The 21,828-nt window shown below is 69.4% G+C and carries 20 protein-coding genes and 1 other RNA gene; 9 read left to right on the forward strand and 12 right to left on the reverse strand.

Annotated features, from left to right (window positions below; all coding sequences use genetic code 11):
- Nucleotides 1-45: 45 nt before the first annotated feature.
- On the forward strand, nt 46-1,362 hold the full coding sequence (locus JRI60_RS12320) for a M24 family metallopeptidase (protein WP_204226041.1): 1,317 nt from the start codon (nt 46-48) through the stop codon (nt 1,360-1,362).
- An 18-nt stretch (nt 1,363-1,380) separates the two neighbouring features.
- Here the strand turns inward: JRI60_RS12320 and JRI60_RS12325 are convergent, their stop codons facing one another.
- The gene (locus tag JRI60_RS12325; RefSeq protein WP_239470476.1) at nt 1,381-2,169 is read right to left on the reverse strand and encodes a glutaminyl-peptide cyclotransferase; all 789 of its coding nucleotides are present in this window, start codon (nt 2,167-2,169) and stop codon (nt 1,381-1,383) included.
- Between the two features lie 119 nt (nt 2,170-2,288).
- Here JRI60_RS12325 and JRI60_RS12330 point away from each other — a divergent pair, with 119 nt between their 5' ends.
- Entirely contained in the window at nt 2,289-3,008 is a 720-nt protein-coding gene (locus tag JRI60_RS12330) for a hypothetical protein (RefSeq protein WP_204226042.1), read from the forward strand.
- Between the two features lie 3 nt (nt 3,009-3,011).
- Here the strand turns inward: JRI60_RS12330 and JRI60_RS12335 are convergent, their stop codons facing one another.
- The 4 genes from JRI60_RS12335 to JRI60_RS12350 form a co-directional block, all read right to left on the reverse strand.
- On the reverse strand, nt 3,012-3,950 hold the full coding sequence (locus JRI60_RS12335) for an L-lactate dehydrogenase (protein WP_239470477.1): 939 nt from the start codon (nt 3,948-3,950) through the stop codon (nt 3,012-3,014).
- A 168-nt stretch (nt 3,951-4,118) separates the two neighbouring features.
- Entirely contained in the window at nt 4,119-5,324 is a 1,206-nt protein-coding gene (gene thrS / locus JRI60_RS12340; RefSeq protein WP_204226044.1) for a threonine--tRNA ligase, read from the reverse strand.
- Nucleotides 5,325-5,608: 284 nt separating this feature from the next.
- The gene (locus JRI60_RS12345; protein ID WP_204226045.1) at nt 5,609-6,160 is read right to left on the reverse strand and encodes an ankyrin repeat domain-containing protein; all 552 of its coding nucleotides are present in this window, start codon (nt 6,158-6,160) and stop codon (nt 5,609-5,611) included.
- Nucleotides 6,161-6,195: 35 nt separating this feature from the next.
- The gene (locus JRI60_RS12350) at nt 6,196-7,668 is read right to left on the reverse strand and encodes a catalase (protein WP_204226046.1); all 1,473 of its coding nucleotides are present in this window, start codon (nt 7,666-7,668) and stop codon (nt 6,196-6,198) included.
- Nucleotides 7,669-7,795: 127 nt separating this feature from the next.
- On the opposite strand from JRI60_RS12350, the gene JRI60_RS12355 reads away from it, so the two are divergent.
- A complete protein-coding gene (locus JRI60_RS12355; RefSeq protein WP_204226047.1) occupies nt 7,796-8,725 on the forward strand; it encodes a LysR substrate-binding domain-containing protein in 930 nt (309 codons plus the stop codon).
- Nucleotides 8,726-8,727: 2 nt separating this feature from the next.
- Here JRI60_RS12355 and gspC read toward each other — a convergent pair whose 3' ends face one another.
- On the reverse strand, nt 8,728-9,609 hold the full coding sequence (gspC, locus tag JRI60_RS12360) for a type II secretion system protein GspC (protein WP_204226048.1): 882 nt from the start codon (nt 9,607-9,609) through the stop codon (nt 8,728-8,730).
- 190 nt (nt 9,610-9,799) lie between these two features.
- Here gspC and JRI60_RS12365 point away from each other — a divergent pair, with 190 nt between their 5' ends.
- The 3 genes from JRI60_RS12365 (at nt 9,800) to JRI60_RS12375 (ending at nt 13,685) form a co-directional block, all read left to right on the forward strand.
- Entirely contained in the window at nt 9,800-10,648 is an 849-nt protein-coding gene (locus JRI60_RS12365) for an MBL fold metallo-hydrolase (RefSeq protein ID WP_204226049.1), read from the forward strand.
- Between the two features lie 262 nt (nt 10,649-10,910).
- Nucleotides 10,911-11,885, forward strand: a complete 975-nt coding sequence (locus tag JRI60_RS12370) for a D-alanine--D-alanine ligase (RefSeq protein ID WP_204226050.1) — start codon at nt 10,911-10,913, stop codon at nt 11,883-11,885.
- A 282-nt stretch (nt 11,886-12,167) separates the two neighbouring features.
- Nucleotides 12,168-13,685, forward strand: coding sequence for a cellulose synthase family protein (locus tag JRI60_RS12375; protein ID WP_204226051.1), 1,518 nt, complete (start codon nt 12,168-12,170; stop codon nt 13,683-13,685).
- Nucleotides 13,686-13,689: 4 nt separating this feature from the next.
- On the opposite strand, the gene JRI60_RS12380 is transcribed toward JRI60_RS12375, so the two are convergent.
- Complete coding sequence (locus tag JRI60_RS12380) at nt 13,690-14,214, reverse strand: hypothetical protein (RefSeq protein ID WP_204226052.1); 525 nt, start codon at nt 14,212-14,214, stop codon at nt 13,690-13,692.
- Between the two features lie 83 nt (nt 14,215-14,297).
- Between JRI60_RS12380 and JRI60_RS12385 the strand changes: the two genes are divergently transcribed.
- Nucleotides 14,298-15,263, forward strand: coding sequence for a PEGA domain-containing protein (locus tag JRI60_RS12385; protein ID WP_204226053.1), 966 nt, complete (start codon nt 14,298-14,300; stop codon nt 15,261-15,263).
- A 10-nt stretch (nt 15,264-15,273) separates the two neighbouring features.
- On the opposite strand, the gene JRI60_RS12390 is transcribed toward JRI60_RS12385, so the two are convergent.
- Nucleotides 15,274-15,858, reverse strand: a complete 585-nt coding sequence (locus tag JRI60_RS12390; protein WP_204226054.1) for a hypothetical protein — start codon at nt 15,856-15,858, stop codon at nt 15,274-15,276.
- A gap of 18 nt (nt 15,859-15,876) precedes the next feature.
- Here JRI60_RS12390 and JRI60_RS12395 point away from each other — a divergent pair, with 18 nt between their 5' ends.
- Nucleotides 15,877-17,643 carry a M1 family aminopeptidase gene (locus JRI60_RS12395; RefSeq protein ID WP_204226055.1) on the forward strand — a complete coding sequence of 589 codons (1,767 nt, stop codon included), beginning with the start codon at nt 15,877-15,879 and terminating at the stop codon, nt 17,641-17,643.
- Nucleotides 17,644-17,649: 6 nt separating this feature from the next.
- Here the strand turns inward: JRI60_RS12395 and ftsY are convergent, their stop codons facing one another.
- Nucleotides 17,650-19,230: a signal recognition particle-docking protein FtsY gene (ftsY, locus tag JRI60_RS12400; RefSeq protein ID WP_204226056.1), complete on the reverse strand. Its 1,581-nt coding sequence runs from the start codon at nt 19,228-19,230 to the stop codon at nt 17,650-17,652.
- Nucleotides 19,231-19,395: 165 nt separating this feature from the next.
- Here ftsY and JRI60_RS12405 point away from each other — a divergent pair, with 165 nt between their 5' ends.
- Nucleotides 19,396-19,953 carry a hypothetical protein gene (locus JRI60_RS12405; RefSeq protein ID WP_204226057.1) on the forward strand — a complete coding sequence of 186 codons (558 nt, stop codon included), beginning with the start codon at nt 19,396-19,398 and terminating at the stop codon, nt 19,951-19,953.
- A 14-nt stretch (nt 19,954-19,967) separates the two neighbouring features.
- Here JRI60_RS12405 and rnpB read toward each other — a convergent pair.
- The 3 genes from rnpB to JRI60_RS12420 form a co-directional block, all read right to left on the reverse strand.
- Nucleotides 19,968-20,359, reverse strand: an RNA gene (gene rnpB, locus JRI60_RS12410) — RNase P RNA component class A.
- Between the two features lie 59 nt (nt 20,360-20,418).
- Entirely contained in the window at nt 20,419-21,027 is a 609-nt protein-coding gene (locus tag JRI60_RS12415) for a ribonuclease HI family protein (RefSeq protein ID WP_204226058.1), read from the reverse strand.
- 11 nt (nt 21,028-21,038) lie between these two features.
- The gene (locus JRI60_RS12420; RefSeq protein ID WP_204226059.1) at nt 21,039-21,764 is read right to left on the reverse strand and encodes a zinc ribbon domain-containing protein; all 726 of its coding nucleotides are present in this window, start codon (nt 21,762-21,764) and stop codon (nt 21,039-21,041) included.
- Nucleotides 21,765-21,828: the final 64 nt, after the last annotated feature.

Consider the following 21,828-nt stretch of genomic DNA (forward strand, 5'->3'; position numbering starts at 1 on the left):
GTGGGAGGATGGGGGCCTCTTTCTTCCACTGAGGCCCCCATCCTGATGCGCCGTGCCCTGCTGTCGGCCCTCCTTCTTCTGACGACCCTTCCCGCGAACGCCGCCGAGCCACCGCCGCAACGGGCCTGGCCACGAATCCGCAAGGCCCGCATCCAGCAGTTGCTCCCGGCCGCGATGGAGCGGGCGCAGGTGGACGCCTGGGTGGTGCTGTGCCGGGAGAACGCCAATGATCCACTGGCCGCGCACATCGGCTGTGAGAACGCGGGCTCCCCGGCCGCGTTCCTCTTCCTGAAGCAGAAGGAGGGGGTGCGCTCCATCGCGCTGTCTCCCTCGGGAGAGGCCCGGGCGCTCCAGGACGTGGGCACCCACGACGAGGTGATCTCCCTGGAGCGGGGCGTGGAACTCTACACCCGGGTCGCGGCGCGGCTGTCCGAGGCGAAGCCGCGGCGCATCGCGGTGAACTCCTCGCGCAAGTTGGCGGTGGCGGACGGGCTGTCGGCCACGCAGCGTGAGCGGCTGGTGGAGGCACTGCCCGCCGCGCTGCGCGGCCGCCTCATTTCGTCCGAGGAGCTCGTCTTCGAGTGGCTGTCGGTGAAGCTGCCCGAGGAGGTGGAGATCATGCGCCGGGCCGCCGCGCTGACGGCCTCGCTCCAGGATGAGGCCTACCGCACGGTGGTGCCGGGGAAGACGCGGGACTCGGACGTGGCGCGCTTCCTCAAGAAGCGCATGGCGGAGCTGGGCGTGGGGGACGGCTGGCAGCCGGACCAGAACCCCAACGTGAACTCCGGCCCGGACCGGGGCCACTCGCACGCCACGGACCGGGTCATCCAACCGGGCGACTTCATCCAGACGGACTTCGGCATCCAGGTGGAGGGCATGTGGGTGACGGACATCCAGCGCTTCGCCTACGTGCTCGCTCCGGGCGAGACGCGGCCTCCGAAGGAGGCCCTGGAGAAGTGGGAGAAGTCCAAGAAGGGGAGCCGGGTAGCGCTCGCGGCGCTGAAGCCGGGAGTGCGTGGCTACGACGTGGACAAGGCCCAGCGGGACTGGATGCGCGAGGTGGGCTCGGAGCCGGTGCCCTGGGGGACGGGACACCCGGTGGGCTACTGGGCGCACGACGTGGGCCCGGCGCTCTCGGGGGCGCAGACGGGCAAGCCGCCCGAGGGGTGGGCCACGAGGACCATCCGTCCCGGGCAGGTCTTCGCCTTCGATGGCTTCTTCGCCTGGAAGCTCGCGACTCCCGGCGAGACGAAGACGCTCTCCGTCGAGGAGATGGCGGTGGTGACGGAGAAGGGCGCGGAGTACCTCATCCCGCCGCAGGAGGAGCTCCTCCTCATCGCCTCGCCGGCCCCGGCCAGGTAGGCCGAGCGCCGAGGCGGACTACCGGGGCACGACGCGAATCTGGAACAACTTCGGCCAGCGCTTCCCGGTGACGAGGAGCCGGTCGTTGGCCGCGTCGTAGGCGATGCCGTTCAGCACGTCCTCGTTTCCGCTCTGGTCCTCCGGCCGGAGGAGCCCCGTGAGGTCGATCCACCCGGTCACGTGTCCCGTGGCCGGGTCGATCCGGGCGATGACGTCGCGCTTCCACACGTTCGCGTAGACCTCGCCGTTCACGTATTCCAGCTCATTGAGTTGCCAGACCTCGGCACTCCCGTCGGTGACCGTGACGGTGCGCCGCACCTGGAACGTGGCGGGGTCGAGGAAGCGCAGTGTGCTGGTGCCGTCGCTCAGGATGAGGGAGCTGCCGTCGTCGGTGAGCCCCCAGCCATCGGTGGAGTAGCTGAACCGCCCCACCTCCTGGAACGTCTCGGCGTCGTAGATGAAGCCCACGTGCGACTGCCAGGTGAGCTGGTAGAGCCTGCCGCCGAGGAGCGCGAGCCCCTCACCGAAATGCTCCCACGCCAGCGCGTGGCCCCGCAGGACGCGCCCCGTCTCGAGCTCCACCTCGCGGACCTCGGACTCTCCATGGATGCCCGTGCTCTCGTACAGTCGGCCCTCCCGGTAGACGAGCCCCTGTGTGAAGGCCTCGGGGTCGTGTGGCCAGCTGTGAACGACCTGGAACCCGGAGGTCGGCGCGTGCCTCGAGGTGATGCGCTCGCCACTGCAGGCCAGAGCGGTGAGCGGGAGGAGAAAGCAGAGTCGCGCGAGCACGGTGGGTCGGGTCGTCACGAGGAGGGGCTCCTGGAGGAGGAGGGTTGATTAACACCCGCTCGCGCCCGGTCGCGAGGGGGCGCTGTCAGGTCCAGGCCGCTCGTTCGTCCCTCGCGGCGGACCAGCGGGGAGCCTGCATGCGTGAGGACATGTTCAAGGTCATCGTCGAGCGGCCTCGGATGCGAATTCCGAAGCGGAATGGGAGCCACTACCCGCGAGGCCGTTTGAAGAGGACCCGGGGCGATCTCGAGGAAGCCCCGAAGCGCGAGGCGATGGGGCGTGGCTACGCCTACAAGTGCTTCAACGAGAACCTGGCTCCGCTCCGGCGTTTCCTTCACTCGCGCGTTGGCCGTCCGTGGAATGACGTGTATTCGGAGATCTGCGCGCACGTCTCCCTCGACAGCGCCATCAAGAAGCACATCCTCGAGCATCTCGAGGACTTCGTGGTGCGGCAGGTCCAGGAGATCGACGGCAGGATCTACAAGGTGGGACCCTACGGCAGACCGATCGAGCTCGAGTCGGGCTCCAGATGGGACCGCCTGTACGTCTGCCCGCGTACGGGGCTGCTCCGGGCCTACGAGCGCGAGCCCTGGGAAGCGAAGTTCCCGGGCCGTGCGCTCGACGAGTGGCACGACGTCCGGAAGATCGACGGCGGCTGGTGCCTCGTGCGGTTCGCCCCCGTGCCGTCCTCCTTCGAGGAGCGGCAATCCGCGTATGACGTCGTCCTGAGGAAACACGTCTACCGCGCGACTGGCCGGAATGGGGCGCTCAAGACCACCTGGGGGCGACAGGATCGCTACGCCTGCATGATGCGCCGGCTCGGTGAGCGGGAGTACCAGCGCCTGCTGGGCGGGTGAGCTTCAGAACCCCAGGGTGCGGATGGCGTTGCGGATGGTATCCGCGCTCCGGCGCAGGCTCTCCCGCTCCGACTCGTTCATGGGGATCTCCAGCGTCGTCTCCACGCCCGAGCGGTTGACGATGCTCGGCACGCTCATGCACACGTCGCTGATGCCGAGGTACCCGTCCAACCGGGAGCTCACGGAGAGCACCCGCTGCTCGTCGTACAGCACCGCCTCCAATATCTGCGCGGTGGCCAGCCCGATGGCGTAGTTGGTGGCGCCCTTGCCTCGGATGATCTGGTACGCGGCATTGCGCACGTTGTCGAAGATGTGGGTGCGGTCCTGCTCCGTCAGCTTCGCGTGTCCCGGGGCCGTCCACTGGAGCAGCGGCACGCCGCCCACCGTGGCCGAGCTCCACAGCGGAAGCTCGGAATCCCCGTGCTCGCCGGCGATGAAGGCATGCACGTTCTGCACCGCCACGTTCAGGTGGCGCGCGAGCAGGAAGCGGAAGCGCGAGGAGTCCAGCACGGTGCCGCTGCCGAAGACCCGCTTCGACGGCAGGCCGCTCAGCTTCTGCACCACGTACGTCAGCACATCCACCGGGTTGGTCACCACGAGCAGCAGCGCGTTGGGGGCCACGGTCAGCAGCTTCGGCACGAGCGTGCGGCACAGCTCCACGTTCGCGCCCGCCAGCTCCATCCGGGTCTGACCGGGCTTCTGCTTGGCCCCCGCGGTGATGACCACCACGTCGGCTCCCGCGCACACGCCGATGTCGTCCGACCCCTCCAGCGTGGCCATGGGCACGAATTGGAGCCCATGGTTCAGGTCCAGCACCTCCGCGTTCACCTTGTCCCGGCTGATGTCGTAGAGGGCGATCTGCTTGGCCACGCCCCGGATCATGCTGGCATAGGCGATGGTGGCCCCCACCGCGCCGGCCCCGACGATTGCGATCTTGCTCACACGCTCAGGCATAGGCGGCGCAGCCAACCACACCCGCACGTCGGGGCTCCAGACTCATTCGCGTTCCCGTCAAGCCGCGAACGTGGTGGACGAGGAGGGGGACCACGGTGGAGGCGCCGTGACACGCCCGACACGACACGGGCGCCTGGGCGCCTCCACCGTTTCCACTCACGCAGCGGCCGCCGGCCGGCACTCGGCGACGAGCGCCGCCACCGCCTCGTCCCAGGGCAGATCGCGCTGCTCCCCGTCCCGCCGCCGCAGCCGGACGGCGTTCTTCTCCACCTCGCGGTTGCCCACCACCACCAGCCACGGCGCACCGGCCTGGTGCGAGTCGACGATCTTCCGTGACAGCGACTCCCCGCGGGCATCCACGCTCGCGCGGCAGCCCACCTCGCGCAGCTTCGCGGCGAAGCGCTCGGCGTAGCCCGCGGCCGCTTCACCCACGGACGCCACGATGACCTGCTCCGGCGCGAGCCACGCGGGCAGGGCGCCCCCGTGGTGCTCCAGCAGCATGCCCATGAAGCGCTCCAGGCTCCCGAGGATCGCGCGGTGGAGCATCATCGGCCGGCGCTTCTGTCCCGAGGCGTCCACGTAGTGGAGGTCGAACCGCTCCGGCAGCACCAGGTCCAGCTGGATCGTCCCGCACTGCCAGCTGCGGCCGAGCCGGTCCTTCAGGACGAACTCCAGCTTGGGCGCGTAGAAGGCTCCCTGGCCGGGCTGCATGACGCACTCGAGCCCCGCCTGTTTCGCGGACTCGAGCAGGAGCGACTCCGCGACGTCCCACATCTCGTCGCTTCCGGCGCGCTGGGCGGGACGGCTGGAGAAGGCCACCTCCACGTCCTCGAAGCCGAAGTCGGCGTAGAAGGCGTGGAGCGAGCGGCAGAAGCGGGAGACCTCCTCGCGCATCTGCTCCTCGGCACAGAAGACGTGGCCATCATCCTGCGTGAACTGGCGCAGGCGGAACAGGCCGTGGAGCGCTCCTCCGGGCTCGTTGCGGTGCACGAGCCCGAACTCGCCCAGCTTCACGGGCAGGTCGCGGTAGCTGGGGGACATGCGTTGGACGAGCTGGATGTGGCCCGGGCAGTTCACCGGCTTGACCGCCGAGTGCCGCCCTCCGTCCTCGACGAGCAGGAACATGTTCTCGCGGAAGTTGTCCCAGTGGCCGCTGCGCTCCCAGATGGGCTGGGCGAGGATTTGCGGCGTCCTCACCTCGAGGAAGCCATCGCGTTGCATCTGCTGCCGGACGCGGTTCTCGATGAGGCGGTACAGCAGGTAGCCGCGCGGGTGCCAGAAGACCATGCCGGGCGCCTCCTCCTGCAGGTGGAAGAGGTCCAGGCGCTGGCCGAGGGAACGATGATCGTGTGCTTCGAGCATTTCAGACTCCGAATCGGGAAAAGAGGCCTTCCGGTCGGAGCACTGAGCGCTTGCACGGACGCCCCGGCCGGACAGGCGGGGCAGGGAACCGTGCGTTCGTCAGCTCATCACGCGCGCACGAATCCACTCCCGCCGAAGAGAGTGGCGGTGGTGGTCGTGGTGGTGATGGCGGAAACGAAGCTCACGTCAAGCAAGGTGCGTGCGCGCGCATTTTTTGTCAAGCCGGGTTCCGGCGACTGTCCGGCCGCCGTGCGGTGTGCGCGGCGGCCGGTGTGAGGCTTTTGTCAGGAGGCCCGCTGCTCGCGCGTCCCTCGCAACTTCTCGAGCCGTTCCGCGGTGCCACGGGCCCCCATGGCCCGGGCGTAATCGAGCGCCGTGCGCCCGTCGGTATCCTTGCGCTCCGGCTCCGCGCCATACGCGACCAGCAGCTCGAGCACGTCCTTGCGGTCGAACATCGCCGCGAACATGAGGGCCGTCTTGCCGTCCGGCCCCGTGCCGTCGACGCGAGTGCCATGGTCCAGCAGGAGCCGCGCGATGGCGAGGTTGCCCTTGAAGGCGGCACCGGCCAGCGGCGTCTGCCCGCGATCGTTGAGCCGCTCCGAGTCGGCCCCGTGCTTCAGGAGCACACGGGTGGTCTCCTCGTGGCCGAGGTAGCTCGAGAGCATCAGCAGGGTGTCGCCCCGCTCGTTGGTGAGGTTGGCGGGCAGCCCCGCTTCGAGGAGCCTCCCCAGGTGGGCCGTCTCCCCGGCCCTCGCGTGCTGGAAGGCCGTGCGCGCCAGCTCCAACACCTCGTTGTCCGTCACCATCGGTTGCGAATCAGGGGTCTGTGCCTTCATGGGAAAGTCCTCGAGAGTGGGGAAGGGGAGTGGACTCAGCGCGAGCGGCGGCGCTCGTGGACGGCCTTCGCGATGCGCGAGCCGTACTCCTCGTCGGCGTTGCGGAAGTGGGCGATGCTGCGCGCGATGATGTCCTCGCGGCTCACCTGCGAGAGGCTGCCCGCGATGTTCGTCACCAGCCGCTCGCGCTCCGCCTCGCTCATCACCCGGTACAGGGCACCGGCCTGCACGAAGTCGTTGTCCTCGGCGTGCCGCACGGAGACGTAGGTGCCGGTGGCTCCACTGAGGGACACACCGAGGCCCGTGTCCTCGTTCGTCTGCGCGGGGCCGTCGAAGCTGTTCGGCTCGTAGTTCCTGCTGCGCCCGCCGTTGCCGTCGAAGCTCATGGCGCCGTCACGGCCGTAGTTGCGCGCGCCGCCCGCCACGCCCCTGGGCGAGTTCACCGGCAGCCGGGTGTGGTTGATGCCGAGCCGGTAACGGTGCGCGTCGCCGTAGGCGAAGAGGCGCGCCTGGAGCATGCGGTCCGGCGAGGGGCCGATGCCCGGCACGAAGTTGGACGGGTCGAGCGCCGCCTGCTCCACGTCGGCGAAGTAGTTGTCCGGGGCCCGGTTGAGCACCAGCTGGCCCACCTCGATGAGGGGGTAGTCCTTGTAGGGCCACACCTTGGTGAGGTCGAAGGGGTTGAAGCGGTAGGTGGGGGCGTCGGCCTCCGGCATGACCTGCACCTTGAGCGTCCACGAGGGGAAGTCGCCGCGCTCGAGCGCCGCGTAGAGGTCGCGCTGGTGGTACTGCGGATCCCTCCCGCCGATGGTCGCGGCCTCCTCGGAGGAGAGCGTGCGGATGCCCTGGTTCGTCTTGAAGTGGAACTTCACCCAGAAGCGCTCGCCCTGGGCGTTCACCCACTGGAAGGTGTGCGAGCCGAAGCCATCCATGTGCCGCAGCGTCGCGGGGATGCCGCGGTCACCGAAGAGCCAGGTGAACTGGTGCGTGGCCTCGGGCGAGTGCGAGAAGAAGTCCCACTGGTTGTCGGGCTCCTGGCAGTTGGTGAACGGGTCGTACTTCTGCGAGTGGATGAAGTCCGGGAACTTGATGCCGTCGCGCAGGAAGAAGACGGGGGTGTTGTTGCCCACCAGGTCCCAGTTGCCGTCCTCGGTGTAGAAGCGGACCGCGAAGCCGCGCGGGTCGCGAGCGGTGTCGGGGGCACCCTTGGAGCCGGCCACGGTGGAGAAGCGCAGGAAGGCCTCGGTGCGCTTGCCCTTGGCGTTGAAGAGCTTCATGCGCGTGAAGCGCGAGATGTCGGGGTTGGTCACCTCGAAGTAGCCGTAGGCGCCCGAGCCCACCGCGTGCACCACGCGCTCCGGGATGCGCTCGCGGTTGAAGCGGGCGAGCTTCTCCAGCAGGTGGTGGTCCTGCAGCAGCACCGGCCCCGTGGCTCCGGCGGTCTGCGAGTGCTGGTTGTTGGCGACGGGGGCGCCGGCCTCGGTGGTCAGATGGGGACGGTTGGACACGCGAGCTCTCTCCTGGGGTGGCGTCACTGCGTTCGTGACAGGGAGAAAAGTAGAGAGCTCGCGCTGAGTTGCCCAAGACATCGTTCCGATGGGATTGATAGGCTGGGGCTATCGGTTCTCCAGACCCATGCCCTCCATCAACGACATCTCCCTGAGGCAGTTGGAGTATGTGGTCGCCGTCGCCGACCTGCTCGGTTTCCGGCGGGCGGCCGAGCACTGTCACGTCTCCCAGCCCGCCTTGAGTGCGCAGATCCAGCAGCTCGAGGACGTGTTGGGGGTGAAGCTCTTCGAGCGGGACAAGCGCCGGGTGATGCTGACCGCGGCCGGGGAGGACCTGGTGGCGAGAGCGCGCCGGGTGCTCACCGAGGCCGGAGACATCCTGTCCGCGGCGGCCCGTTTGTCCGACCCCTTCGCGGGCAGTCTGCACCTGGGCGTCATTCCCACCATCGCGCCCTATGTGTTGCCCGAGGTGGTGCCCGCCCTGACGAAGCAGTACCCCCGGCTCCAGCTCCGGCTGCGCGAGGAGAAGACGGAGCTGCTCGTGAAGGCGCTGGGAGAGGGGCGGCTGGACGCGGCGTTGCTGGCGCTCGAAGCCGACCTGGGTGACCTGGAGCACGCCGTCATCGCGGAGGATCCGTTCGTCGTCGCCGCACCCCCGGGGCACGCGCTGGCGAAGAAGAAGCAGGTGCAGCTCCGGGACCTGGACGAGGAGGATGTGCTCCTGCTGGAGGACGGCCACTGCTTCCGGGGACAGGCGCTCGCCCTGTGCACGCGGGTGGGGGCTCGCGAGGTGGACTTCCGCGCCACCAGCCTCACCACGCTGGCGCAGATGGTGATGTCGGGGGACAGCGGCATCACGCTGCTGCCCTCGCTCTCGGTGCCCATCGAGAACCGGCTGGGCCAGCTCGTGGTGCGTCCCTTCTCGGACCCGGTGCCGAGCCGCACCCTCGTCCTCGTCTGGAGGCCGGGCTACCCCCGGGCCGATGCGCTCCGGGAGCTCGCGGGCACGCTCCGTTCCGTGTGGCCCGGGCTCAAGAGTCCGGCGAAGCGCTCCTGACCCTAACGCATCGAGTAGGTGTAGCGGATGGGTTGTCCGTTGCGTTCCACTTCCAGCTCGATGCGCGAGGCATCGCGCAGTTGGTTGAAGGCCTCGAGTCCCTGCTCCACGCCCTCGAGTGAGAGCCCGTTGATGCGCCGCAGCGTGTCCCCGTTCTGGAGGCCCAGCCGGACGTAGAGCGAGCCGGGCCGGATGGAGAACATCTTGAATCCTTGCGGCTTGCCGTCCCTGAATACGGGGGCGATGCGCGCTTGCATCAGCACGTCGCTGGGGTTGGCGAGCAGGGTGTCCACCTCCTGGCGTGACAGCTCGTAGACCTGTGGGCCCACCTGCCGGATGTCAATGCCGGACGCCGCGTCCGCCTGGGCCGGAGGACTGGAGACACGCGGTTCCTTGCTCTCGGCGCCCTTTCCGGAGCCGGCGCCGATGTACTCCAGCCGCCCCGCGTTCAGGATGAGCACCCGCGTGCGCTCGATGGCGATCACCTCCGCTCCGAGGACCTCCCCGCCCGTCCACACCGAGCGCGTGCGGCGCGCGGGTCCCTCGTACACGGACGCGAGCGAGATGGCCGGAGGGGATGCCGTCATCGTTCCCAGCAGCTTCAGCTCCAGCACGGTCGGCACGGGCTCGTCTCCCGGGCCCGCGGAGATGACCTGCTCGCGCAGCTTGTCTGGCAGGCCTGTGTACCGGGCGAGCGACGCCAGGGCGAGCGGGGTGGGCATCTCCTCCTTCTTCGGCGGGGCTGGTGCCTTCTGCTCGAAGGAGGGGAATGGCAGGAGCCATGCCTCCACCACCGTGTTCACGGCGTGCGCGGCCGTCAGGCCCAGGCAGGCCGCGCAGAGCAGGGTGAGTGCGCGGAACGAGGGGCGGACGAGGGTGGACATCGGATGCCTCCTGTGAGGTGTCGTGGATGTCCGCTTCCCTGAGCAAGGCCGGGACCAACGGCCGCTCCATGGGTCTCTTCAGAGGGAAGGCGGGCTCTGTCCACCGCTTGGACCGCGCCCATGGCACGACAAGCTGTCAGATGTGTCTCGCGAGGCGTGACAGCGCGTCCCCATCCGCTAGCCTCTCCGGATGCTCACCGAGGTCAGCGCGGGTCCCTATACGGTTCGAGGCATTTCGGTCGGAGGCGTCTACACCTCGCTCCAGGTGCCGGAGCTCGGCGTGGTGCTCGATGCCGGTGTCCCCATCCGCTCCTTCGCCGGGACGGATCGCATCTTCTTGAGCCATGGTCACTCCGACCACGCCAGCGCGCTCGGCTCGTTGCTCGGCATCCGCACCCTCATCGGCAAGGCGCCTCCTCAGGTGTTCCTGCCCGCGGAGATCGAAGCCCCCGTTCGCGAGGCCCTCGCCGTCCAGGGCCGGCTTCATCGCACCGAGACCCACGTCGAGACGGTCCCGATGCGCCCGGGTGATACGCACCACCTGGGTCATGGGCTGTGGGTGCGCGCTTTTCGCACGCACCACACCGTGCCCTCCCTCTGCTACCAGTTCCTCCGCCGCGTCTCGAAGCTCAGGCCCGAGCACCAGTCCCTTCCTCCCCAGGAGATCGCTCGCAGGCGCAAGGCGGGTGAGGACCTCTTCGATGAGGTCGATCATCTTGAGCTGGCCTATGCCACCGATACGCTCTCGCGTGTGCTGGAGACCGCTCCCTCCCTGCTCGACAGCCGCGTGCTGATTCTCGAGTGCACCTTCATCGACTCGAAGCGCACCGTCCAGGATGCTCAGGAGCGCTCTCACATCCATCTCGATGAGATCTTCGCGCGGGCAGAGCTCTTCCAGAACGAGGCCCTGGTGTTGATGCACTTCAGTCAGGCCTATTCCCCCGAGGAGGTGCACTCCACCCTCCAGGCCCGTGTCCCCGAGCGGCTTCGCGACCGGCTCCGTGTCTTCGCTCCTGCTTCGGGTCGCTGGTTCGGGTGACGGGGTGGGGAATACCGGCGTGAATACCCTCACCCCGTCCCTCTCCCAGAGGGAGAGGGGTTGGGGGCGCGGCGCGGCCACAGGGCCACGGCGTGGTTTGGTGGACACGCTCGCTCCGTGTGGGCCCACACGCTCCTTGTCTCGATGTGCTGGAATGACGGGGCTCTGGCGTCGGCCGGTGGGCAGGATTCCACCTCGACTGCATCTCCCCGGGTTGGCATCGCGTGTGCTCTAGCCCCCTGACAAGGAGGAATCCAAAGTCATGGGCAAGCGCGTCGGTGTTCTGATGGGCGGTTGGGGTGAGGAGCGGGAGATTTCGTTGAAGACCGGTGAGGCCGTGGTGGCGGCCCTCGAGTCCCGGGGCCACTCGGTCAGCCGCATCTTCGCCGGCCCCGGCCTGGACCGCGCCCTTCGTTCCGCCGAGCTCGATGTCGCCTTCCTCGCCCTCCACGGCCGCATGGGTGAGGACGGCAAGGTGCAGGGTCTGCTGGAGCTGATGGGCCTGCCCTATACGGGCTCGGGCGTGCTCGCCTCCGCGCTCGCCATGAACAAGCCCATGGCCAAGAAGCTCTTCCGGCTCCACAACCTCCCCACGCCCCAGGGCTACCGCGTGGGCCGCGCCGATGCCTCGCGCGCCCTCGAGCTCCACGGCGACCTGGGTTTTCCCTGCGTGGTGAAGCCCGCTTGCGGCGGCTCGTCGGTGGGCCTCTCCGTGGTGCGTCAGCCCGAGGCGCTCGCCTCCGCCGTGGCCCTGGCCTGCCGCTTCGGTGGCGAGGCCCTCGTGGAGCGCATGGCTCGCGGCCGCGAGGTGACGGTCGGCATCCTCGATGAGGAGGTGCTCGGCACCTGCGAGATCGCCACCCCGCGCGAGGGCTTCGATTACGACGCCAAGTACAAGGGCGGCTCGCGCTACTTCCTCCCCGCGCGCCTGTCTCCCACTCGCCTGGCCAACGTGGAGTCCCTCGCGCTCGCCGCCTACCGCGCCCTGGGCTGCCGCGGCTACGGCCGGGTGGATCTCATCTGCTCGGAGGATGAGAACGACGTCATCCTCGAGGTGAACACCCTCCCGGGTCTCACCCCCGTCAGCCTGCTGCCGAAAATCGCCGCCGAGCGCGGACTCGACTTCCCCGCGCTGGTGGAGCGCATCCTCGTTCTCGCTTCCCGAGACGAGGTGGACGTGGCCGAGGCTCCCCTCCAGGTCCCCGCGCCCGCCGTGGTCCAGCGCGTGGCCGGCTGAGGCGCGAAGGCGTGAAAGGCGTTGAGAGGTCGCGGGGTTGCGTGCCCCGCCAGGCTCCACTGCACGTCCCGGTCCGGGTATCTATTTGACAGTCACTTGACGCGTCCCTATTGTCCGGCGCTCGTTACTGCCCGGAATAGACAAAACCTTGTTATTCCGGGCACATACGAGGCGGGGGGGCTCCGCTGAACCGGATGCGGCGGTCGGCGAGGGTCGGTCTTTCATCTCCGCCGAGCAGGGTAAAGACCGCGGCGACTTCATCCGCGGTAGGGGCCAGGTCAGATGACCACCGTCGAAATCCTTTTCTTGGGCGTGTATTTCAGCGTCCTCTGTGTGCTGGCGGTCTACGGATCGCACCGCTACCGGATGGCGTTCCTGTACTACCGCCACAAGTTCAAGCTGCCCACGCCCAAGGGCGTGCTGCCGGCGCTGCCGCGGGTCACCATCCAGCTGCCCATCTTCAACGAGATGTACGTGGTCGAGCGCCTGGTGGAGTCGGTGTGCCGCATCGACTACCCGCGCGAGCTGCTGGAGATCCAGGTCCTGGATGACTCCACGGACGAGACGTGCGGAATCGCCCGCGCGTGCGTGGAGCGCCACCGGCAGCAGGGCCACGACATCGTCTACATCCACCGCCAGAACCGCCAGGGCTTCAAGGCGGGCGCGCTGGAGAACGGCCTGCTGACGGCCAAGGGCGAGTTCGTCGCGGTGTTCGACGCGGACTTCGTGCCCAGCCCCGACTTCCTGCTGCGCACGGTGCCCTTCTTCGCCGACTCCAAGGTGGGCATGGTGCAGGTGCGCTGGGGCCACCTCAACCGCGAGTTCTCCATCCTCACCCAGGCCCAGAGCATCTTCCTCGACGGCCACTTCATCATCGAGCACACCGCGCGCAACCGCTCGGGCTGCTTCTTCAACTTCAACGGCACGGCCGGCATCTGGCGGCGCGTCACCATCTCCGACGCGGGCGGCTGGCAGCACGACACGCTCACCGAGGACCTGGACCTGAGCTACCGCGCCCAGGTGAAGGGCTGGCAGTTCATCTTCCTGCCCGAGGTCATCTCCCCGGCCGAGGTGCCCGTGGAGATGAACGCCTTCAAGAGCCAGCAGCACCGCTGGGCCAAGGGCTCCATCCAGACGGCGCGCAAGCTGCTGCCGATGATTCTCAAGAGCGACCTGCCCTTCGCCGTCAAGCGCGAGGCCTTCTTCCACCTCACCAACAACATGGCCTACCTGTTGATGGTGGTGCTCAGCGCCCTCATGCCGCTGTCCATGGTGGTGCGCTTCCAGCACGGCCTCTACGGCACGCTCTTCCTGGACCTGCCCTTCTTCCTGAGCGCCACCGCCAGCGTCTGCGCCTTCTACGTGGCCGCCCAGCGCGAGCGCGGTGCCAAGGGCTGGGAGCGCTTCAAGTACCTGCCCTTCCTGATGAGCCTGGGCATCGGTCTGGCCATCAACAACGCCCGCGCGGTGCTCGAGGCCCTGCTGGGCCAGCAGTCCGGCTTCACCCGCACCCCGAAGACCGGCGCCGAGGGCAAGAAGGTCGCCGCCGTGAAGAAGAGCTACCGCGGTGACAAGACGCTCATGCCCATCATCGAGCTGTCCTTCGCGCTCTACTTCGCCGGCGCCCTGTGGTTCGCCATCGAGAAGCGCATCTACACCTCGGTGCCCTTCATCATGCTGTTCCTGGGGGGCTTCCTGTACGTGGGCATGTCCAGCCTCCTGCAGGGCCGTCTGAAGTTCAGCGAGTCCGCTCCCGCCCCCGTGAAGGTGGCCGAGGAGCAGACCCGCCGCGCCGCCTAGGCGCTCAGCCCGCGTCGGACGCGCCCGCGTCCGGCGCTCCCCTCACCAGCCGTTGTTCCTTCCACTGGGGATTGGGGCCCGTGGGCGCCGGGCGGCAGTTCTCGTCGATCGACGTCGCCGCCACCGAGCGCAGGGTCAGGCCTTTGTCGTCGCAGGCCGTCGCCTCGGTGGGGAAGCGCACCGGGCACGCTGTGCCCGAGGGGGTGAACGTCGTCGACCGGGTCTCCCCCACGAAGCCGTCCGGCGTGCGTTGCAGCACGATGTTCACCGTCGTCCCCGCGTCCCCCGGCCCCTCCAGGCCCTCGCGTGCGCGCGCCACCCCCAGCGTCAGCGTGCCGCCGTCGTCCTCGCCGAAGTAGAGGAACGCGGGGTTCTCCGCGTGGTGGTACTCGCCCGTCTGGTTCTTCTCGCACCCTGGGGGCACATGTATGGGCGCGGGGGTGTTGGGGAGGGAGGGGGTCCGGGCCGGACAGGCCGTGAGGGTGGCGGCGAGGCCACCGGCTGCGATCCAGGCAATCTTTCGTGACATGGGAGGCGATCTTCCCCCAATGGGCTCCCCGGGTGGACTCCTGTTTGACCCATCCCCCGCGACTCTTTAACCTTTGGACCCTCATGGTCCTGCGTCGCGCCTTCCTGATCGCGTTGGTCCTCAGCTTCGCCGCCCCTCCTGCCTTCGCGCAGGACTTGAGCGATGATCTCGCTCCATTGGCGCCCCTCCAGCCCTCGAAGGGCAAGGGCAAGGCCAAGAAGACCCGGCCGCCCAAGGCCACGAAGGCCCCGAAGAAGGGCGCGAAGTCGCAGCCGGTCGCGGAACCGGCGCCGGCTCCCGTCCAGGACTCGGAGATCCTCGCGCCCCTCATCCGCAAGACCGAGCTGGCCGTGAAGATGACCGGCGTCGTCCGGGGCGCGCGCCTGTTCATCGACGACAAGGAGATTGGCTCCATTCCCAAGGGTCCCATCGAGGTGACCCCCGGCGAGCACACCGTCGCCGTGCGCCGCGGCGGCTACCGCGACTTCTCCCGCCGTGTCACCGCCAAGGAGGGCGAGCTCACCGAGGTGAGCGTGATGCTCGAGGCCGTGACGGGCTTCGTCTCCGTGAAGGCGGACGTCGAGGGCGCCCGCGTCCTCATCGACGGCGAGGACAAGGGCGCGGCGCCGCTCGAGGGCGTCATGCTCTCGGCGGGCTCGCATGAGATCGTCGTCCAGCGCGACGGCTACCGCCCCGAGACGCAGCGCATCGCCGTGCGCGCCGGCAAGGAGTACAACGTCGACGTCAACCTGCGTCCGCTCGTCGCCGCCGACGAGCCGCGCAACCCGGTCCTCACGCCGGGCCCCACCGAGACCTCGCCGCTCACCCAGGAGGTGCCGGAGGTCTCCACCGACACGCCGCTCACCAAGCGCTGGTACTTCTGGGCCGGCGTGGGCGCCGTGGTCATCGGCGCCACCGTGGGCACCCTGGTCGCCACTCAGCCCAAGCCGCTGGATCCGAACACGGTCTGCCTCCCCGCGGCCTCTTGCGACGCCGTCATCAACGGTCCCTCCGGTGCCAGTGCCGGCGGAGGCCTGGTGCGGTTCTGAGCCGCCGGGGTCACTGGCCCCGCAGGTCGTCTTCCTGGCGCGCGCCTCCGGGTTCGAGCACCAGGAAGACATCCGTCACCCGGCCCACGCCCGAGTAGTCCAGCACCGTCGCGCGCACCTGGAAGGGCCCGCTCTCCGGCAGCTGGGTGGTGAGGTCCACCTGGCCCGGCTCGAAGTGGAAGGAGCGGGGGCCCACGCTGTCCACCACCTCGCGGCCCATGTGCACGTTCTCGGTGAAGCCCACCGCGCTCCGGTTGAGCACCTTGCCCGAGGCATCCACCACCTCGAGGAGGATGAAGTTGTCCACCTCGAAGCCCTTGGTGCCCTCCGCGTCGCCGTAGAGCCGGGCCCGCGCCCCGGACAGTTGCAGCACGGGGGTCTCCCCGGTGGCCACGACCCGAGGCGTCCGCTCGAAGTCGCGCGTGTCGATCTCCACGTCCTCGCGCTTCACAGTGAGCGCGGAAGTTTCCCGCTCCTCCGTCTCCTTCAGCAGCGGGTAGGGCCGGGACGGCCCCGAGGGTGGGGGCGCGAGCTGCTTCACGCAGGACAGCGAGGCGGCGGCCACGGTGGCAAGGGCGAGCGTTCGAAGGGTCATCGCCAGTAACATACCCCCATGCTCGCTTCCCTGCGCCGCTGGCCGCTGCTCGCCCTGCTGCTCGTTCCCGGGGTCGCTCCCGCCGGAGACTTCGTCCCCCCCGAGGTGCAGTTCTCCCTGCAGCACCTCCGGTCCGAGGAGAAGGCCCGCGCCGCGCAGGCGCTCGGGCCCCTGGAGGAGTTGCCGCGCTACCAGGTGCAGCTGGAGTTGGATCCGCTGAAGCGGCGGGTGACGGGCCACCTGCGGGTGGAGCTGCGCGTGCGCAACCGCCCCATGGAGGGCGTCTACCTGCGCGTCACGCCCAACGCCTTCGACCCCCGGGTGACGCTCTCGGAGGTGAAGGCGAACGGGCAGCCCGCGAAGCCCCGGCACCTCGAGGACAACAGCCTCTACCACGTGCCGCTGGCCACTCCCGTCGCCCCGGGCGGCTCGGTGGTGGTGGAGCTCGACCTGGAGGCCCAGGTGCCTCGCGCGAGCCCCAGCGCCAACTCGCTGCTGGGCGCGCTCGGCGCCTCGGGTGGGGAAGGGGACTATGGCGCCTTCTCCGCGGCGGATGACTTCATGAGCCTGGTGGGCGTGGTGCCGCTGGTGCCCCCCCAGGACGCGAGTGGTGAGCCCTGGACCGGGCCCTCGGGCGTCGGCGACCTGGCGCTGTACGACCCCTCGAACGTGCTCGCCAACGTCATCGTCCCGGCGGGCTGGAAGGTGCACGTCACGGGCGTCCCCATGGGCGAGGTGCCCCAGCGCGACGGCCGCGTGCGCTTCAGCTTCGCCGCGGGCGCGGTGCGCGACTTCCCCGTGTTCGCCTCGCGCGGCTACCAGAGCCTCACCACGACGGTGAAGGGCGTCACCGTGGAGAGCCACTTCGCCACCCGCGACGCCGCGGTGGGCAAGCGCGTGCTGCAGTACGCCACGGACTCCCTCACGGAGATGGAGCGGCGCCTGGGGCCCCTGCCGTTCAAGTACTTCCGCGTGGTGGAGGCCCCGCTGTCGGGCGGCGCCGGAGGCATGGAGTTCCCCGGCCTCGTCACCGTGGGCACGTCGCTCTACCGCGGCGTGGCGGATCCCAACAGCGCCCTCGAGGGCATGCCGGGCATGGAGCAGATGCAGCAGCTCCTCCAGGCCATGGGCGGGGACACCGCGCCGCTCGCGCAGCTCGGCAAGACGCTGGAGCGCACGCTCGAGTTCACCGTGGCCCACGAGGTGGCGCACCAGTACTTCGCGGGGCTGGTGGGCTCGGACCCCATCCACTCGCCGGTGGTGGACGAGTCGCTCGCCCAGTACACGGCGCTGCTCTACATGGAGTGGAAGTACGGGCGCGAGCTGGCCGAGCAGATGCGGCAGGAGGCGCTCGTCTCGGCCTACCACATGCTCCGGCTCTCGGGCGGCAAGGACGCCCCGGCGGACCGGCCCACCTTCGACTTCCAGGACTCGCTGCAGTACGGAGCGATCGTGTACGGCAAGGCGCCACTGCTGCACCACGCCTCGCGCAAGCTCATCGGGGACGAGGCCTTCTTCAAGGGCCTGCGCTCCTACGTGGACACCTACCGCTTCAAGTGGACGTGCACCGACTGCCTCACCCGGGAGCTGGCCAAGGCGAGCCCTCCGCACGCCAAGGAGCTCGAGCGCCTGCGCGTGCGCTGGTGGAAGGAGACCCACGGCGACGAGGATCTCGGCAAGCCCAACATGGGCGCCCTGCTGGGCGCCGGGGCGGATGGCAAGGCGTTGGATCCGGAGACGCAGAAGCTCATGGAGGAGCTGCTGCCGGGCCTGCTGGGCGAGTAGGCCCGCCTAGTCGAACAGCGCCTGGACGAACTCGCGGGGCTCGAAGCGGCGCAGGTCGGCGACCTTCTCGCCGACGCCCACCCACACCACGGGGAGCTTCAGCTCGTCGCAGATGCCGATGATGACGCCGCCCTTGGCGGTGCCATCCAGCTTCGTGAGCGCGATGGCGGTGACGCCCACCGCCTCGTGGAACTGCTTGGCCTGCTGGATGGCGTTCTGCCCGTTGGTGGAGTCCAGCACCAGCAGCACCTCGTGGGGAGCCCCGGGAAGCGCTTTGTCGATGACGCGCTTCACCTTCTTGAGCTCGTCCATCAGGTTCACCTTGGTGTGGAGCCGGCCCGCCGTGTCCGCGATGACCACGTCGGCGCCCGAGTCCTTCGCCTTCTTGATGGCCTCGAAGATGACCGAGCTGGGGTCGGCGCCCTCGGCGCCCTTCACCAGCTCCGCCTTGGCGCGGTCCGCCCAGACGTCGAGCTGCTCGGTGGCGGCGGCGCGGAAGGTGTCGCCCGCGGCCAGCACCACCTTCTTGCCCTGGCTGGTGAGTTTCGCCGCCAGCTTGCCGATGGTGGTCGTCTTGCCCGCGCCGTTGACGCCCACCACCATCACCACGTGCGGCGGGCCTCCGCCCTCCAGCGTGCGCGGCACCGGCAGGTCCACGATGCGCGTCACCTCCTCGCGGATGAGTCCCTTGATGCGGTCGGCGTCGCTCAGCTCGTTGCGCTTGAGCTTGTCGCGCGCCACCTCCACCAGGCTGGACGCGGTGCGCACGCCGATGTCCGCGGTGAAGAGGATCTCCTCCATCTCCGCCAGGATGGACTCGTCCACCTTGCGGTTCGAGCCGAAGAGGCCGTTGAGCCGCGCCATGAAGCCCTGGCTGCGCGTCTTGTCCAGGCCCTGCGCCAGCGTCCGGCCGGCCTCGGCTTCGACCTTGGCGCGCGCCGCCGCCTCCTCGGCGCGACGGGCCTCCTCGGCGGCCGCCGCCTCGCGGGCTTTCTGCTCGGCCACGAGGCGCTCGGCCTCCTCGCGCTCGCGCTTGCGCCGCTCCCTCGCCTCGTCCTCGGCGGCCTTCTTCGCGCGGTACTCGGCGCGCTTCTCCTCCTCCTCGCGCTCCTTGAGGGCTCGGGCCTCGGCCTCCAGCCGGGCGCGCTCGGTGGCGTCCGTGGCCGTCTTCGCGGCGCGGGTGGCCTCCTCGCGCTGGCGGGCGAGCGACTCGGCGCGGGCGTGGATCTCCTCCGCCTCACGGCGCCTGGCGAGCTCCGCCTCGGTGGGCGGCAGCTCCACGCGCAGCTCGGGCCGTTCCTCGGGGAGGGCGGGCTTCTCCTTCGTGGGAGGGACGGCCGGCGGCTTGCCGGGCAGCTCGGGGCGGCGCTTGAAGAAGAGCTTGCGCGCCGCGGCCACCATCAACGCCGCGAGCAGCACCAGCGCGGTGACGCCGATGATCTGCCCATAGGGGCCACCGGCCTCGGGGGCCGACGGAGGCGTGCCCGTCTCCGGTACCCCGGGCTGCGTCGGCTGCTGGGGCGGAGGCGTGGGCTGCGGCGAGGGCGCCTGCGCGAGGACGAAGGGGAGGGCGGTGGGCGTCTTCATGGCGCGCACCGCATACATCAAGATGCCTCCGGGCGTCCCACCCATCTTCAGAGCGACGCCACGCCGCGAACACGTCGCGGCGGGAGCAGGATGGCGGCCTGGCGTCCCCGAGGGGCCACGGGCCGGTGGATGCCGTGCCAGGAAGCCGGTAGAACCGGGGACGCCATGCGCCGGTCCACGCTCCTCGCCCTCCTCGTCCCCGCGTCCCTCCTCAGCGCCTGCATCGTCGAGGCGCCCGGTGGTTCCAATCCCAATGAGCGGCGCCAGGCCGTCGTGACCCAGGTGCCTCCGCTCTCGGTCAAGAACGGCGCCAACTTCGAGGACAAGGTGGAACTGGTGGGCGCCACCGTGCAGCCGGGCCGCATCGCTCCCGGCGATGCCGCCCGCGTCACCGTCTACTTCAAGGTGCTCAAGCCCCTGGAGGAGGACTACCTGATCTTCGTCCACGTCGAGGACGCCGAGGGCCGTATGGAGCGCCTCAACGCCGACCACAAGCCGGCCGGGGGTCTCTACCCCACCACGCAATGGAAGCCCGGCGAGACGGTGAAGGACGAGTTCAGCATCCTGCTCCCGTCCGGAGCCTCCTCCCGCGCCCTCAACCTGTGGATGGGCTTCTGGCACCCGGAGACGGACGCGCGCCTGCAGCTCAAGAACCCGGACGCGGTGCGCAATGACGGGCGCAGCCGCATCCTGCTCGTGCAGGTGCCCGTGGAGCAGCGGTAGGCACAGGGAAAAAAAACCGGAGTGGCCCTGTAAGCCGAGTCCTGTCCCCACCCCTTTCGGGATGAGCGGTGAACATTCATCTAGGGCCCTGGTTGCCCAGGGGCCTCATCAGCGAGCAACCCGAACGCATGGGGCGGGCAACCCCTGTCCCCTTTCGGGGACGCGCTCCTATTGGCTCTTGCTCCAGGTGGGGTTTGCCGTGCCGCCCGAGTCACCCCGGGCGCGGTGCGCTCTTACCGCACCGTTTCACCCTTACCGGCCCCTCGCGGAACCGGCGGTTTGTTTTCTGTGGCACTTTCCTGCGAGTCGCCTCGACTGGCCGTTAGCCAGCACCCTGCCCTGTGGAGCTCGGACTTTCCTCCCGTCACCCGTTCCTGCAGTGACCAGCGTTCACCCGGACCACTCCGGCCCATGCCTCATACAACGGACGGGGGGCCGAGGTCACTCCGGACGAAGCGCCGGGGTTCACATCCGCTCATCGATGGCCCGGTTGCTCATCTCGTCGGCCGCCTTGTTCTTCTCGCGCGGCACATGGACGAGCTTCACCCGGGGGAATTCCTTGAGCAGCCCGGCCGCTTCCTCGTAGAGCGGGCGGAGGGTGGGGCTCTTCACCTGGTAGCGCCCCTGGAGCTGGCGGATGAGCAGCTCGCTGTCGGCCAGGACCTCGAGCTCCTGCACGCCCAGGCTCCGGGCATGCTTCAGGCCCAGCAGCAGCCCCATGTACTCGGCGTAGTTGTTCGTCTGGATGCCGAGGAACTTGCCGAGCCGGGCCACCACCCGTCCCTCGGCGTCCATCAGCACCGCGCCGGCACCCGCGGGTCCAGGGTTGCCCCGAGCCGCCCCGTCCGAGAAGAGCCGCATGCGCGCGGGCGTCTCCGCGTGTCTCGCGGGTTCTTCGGCGGGAGGGGGCGCGGGGACCGGCTTGGGCGTGGCGGGGGCGAGCCGCTCGGCGGCGCTCTCCAGCAGACGCCCCACGTCCTCACGGGTGAGGCCCGGGAAGGCCCGCACCGTCCCCGTGAGCGGCTCCTCACGCGCGATGTGGCGGAGGATGTCGACGAGGTTCGGCGGGGCCATGTCTCGCGGGACTACTTCGCCGCCGGTGTTTCGAGCGCCTCGACGGCGTAGATGATGCGGTTGCAGGACGGGCACACGTCCGTCCCCAACGACACGCGCAGCTGGTTGTAGAGCTGCGGCGGCACGTTCATGTTGCAGCCCTGGCAGGTGCCGGCCACCACGCCCACCATCGCCGGCAGCTTCTTCTTGCGCACCGTCTCGTAGCGGCGCAGCAGGGTGGCGTCCACGGCGGCGGCCACCTGGGTGCGCTTGCCCTCCAGTGCCTTCACCTGGCCCTCGGCCTGGCTCTGCTTGCCCCTCAGCTCCGTCATCCGGCTGGTGAGCTGCTCCTGGCGCGTGGCGAACTCCGCCTCCTTCGCCTTCACCGCCTCGCGCGCCGCCGCGAGCGTCTTGGACATCTCCACCAGCTCGTCGGACATCGTCTGGTTGGCCTTCTTGGCGATGTCGATCTCCCGGGCCAGGGCGGAGTACTCGCGGGTGGAGCGCTGCTCGGCCAGCCGCGCCTCCCACTTCTTCACCTTGTCCTTCTCGTCCGCCATGTTCTGCTCGAGCGCCGTCTTCTGCCGCTCGATGTCGGCCACCCGGTTGCGTTCCGCCTCGATGGCGCTGCGCGCGGCACCCAGGTCCCGCTCCAGTTCCGCCAACTGCCGGGGATGCACGTCCGCGGCCTTCCGGAGCGAGGCGACCTCGAGGTCCACCTTCTGCAGCTCCGCCAGCGCCTTCAGTTTCTCCCGCAAATTCGCTGCCTCCAATGGGGGCCCTACCGCGGAGCCCGCGCCCTTCTACCAACAAGGATTTGCA

The organism is Archangium violaceum (assembly GCF_016887565.1).
GTDB lineage: Bacteria > Myxococcota > Myxococcia > Myxococcales > Myxococcaceae > Archangium > Archangium violaceum_B.

What these genes read in the sequence shown, in the direction of transcription:
- JRI60_RS12405 (WP_204226057.1), top strand. Translation starts at nt 19,396, where the DNA reads ATGCGCCGGTCCACGCTCCTCGCCCTCCTCGTCCCCGCGTCCCTCCTC.
- JRI60_RS12370 (WP_204226050.1), top strand. Translation starts at nt 10,911, where the DNA reads ATGGGCAAGCGCGTCGGTGTTCTGATGGGCGGTTGGGGTGAGGAGCGG.
- thrS (WP_204226044.1), bottom strand. Translation starts at nt 5,324, where the DNA reads ATGCTCGAAGCACACGATCATCGTTCCCTCGGCCAGCGCCTGGACCTC.
- JRI60_RS12345 (WP_204226045.1), bottom strand. Translation starts at nt 6,160, where the DNA reads ATGAAGGCACAGACCCCTGATTCGCAACCGATGGTGACGGACAACGAG.
- JRI60_RS12355 (WP_204226047.1), top strand. Translation starts at nt 7,796, where the DNA reads ATGCCCTCCATCAACGACATCTCCCTGAGGCAGTTGGAGTATGTGGTC.
- JRI60_RS12365 (WP_204226049.1), top strand. Translation starts at nt 9,800, where the DNA reads ATGCTCACCGAGGTCAGCGCGGGTCCCTATACGGTTCGAGGCATTTCG.
- JRI60_RS12375 (WP_204226051.1), top strand. Translation starts at nt 12,168, where the DNA reads ATGACCACCGTCGAAATCCTTTTCTTGGGCGTGTATTTCAGCGTCCTC.
- JRI60_RS12330 (WP_204226042.1), top strand. Translation starts at nt 2,289, where the DNA reads ATGCGTGAGGACATGTTCAAGGTCATCGTCGAGCGGCCTCGGATGCGA.
- JRI60_RS12415 (WP_204226058.1), bottom strand. Translation starts at nt 21,027, where the DNA reads ATGGCCCCGCCGAACCTCGTCGACATCCTCCGCCACATCGCGCGTGAG.
- ftsY (WP_204226056.1), bottom strand. Translation starts at nt 19,230, where the DNA reads ATGAAGACGCCCACCGCCCTCCCCTTCGTCCTCGCGCAGGCGCCCTCG.
- JRI60_RS12395 (WP_204226055.1), top strand. Translation starts at nt 15,877, where the DNA reads ATGCTCGCTTCCCTGCGCCGCTGGCCGCTGCTCGCCCTGCTGCTCGTT.
- JRI60_RS12385 (WP_204226053.1), top strand. Translation starts at nt 14,298, where the DNA reads ATGGTCCTGCGTCGCGCCTTCCTGATCGCGTTGGTCCTCAGCTTCGCC.
- JRI60_RS12320 (WP_204226041.1), top strand. Translation starts at nt 46, where the DNA reads ATGCGCCGTGCCCTGCTGTCGGCCCTCCTTCTTCTGACGACCCTTCCC.
- JRI60_RS12380 (WP_204226052.1), bottom strand. Translation starts at nt 14,214, where the DNA reads ATGTCACGAAAGATTGCCTGGATCGCAGCCGGTGGCCTCGCCGCCACC.
- gspC (WP_204226048.1), bottom strand. Translation starts at nt 9,609, where the DNA reads ATGTCCACCCTCGTCCGCCCCTCGTTCCGCGCACTCACCCTGCTCTGC.
- JRI60_RS12390 (WP_204226054.1), bottom strand. Translation starts at nt 15,858, where the DNA reads ATGACCCTTCGAACGCTCGCCCTTGCCACCGTGGCCGCCGCCTCGCTG.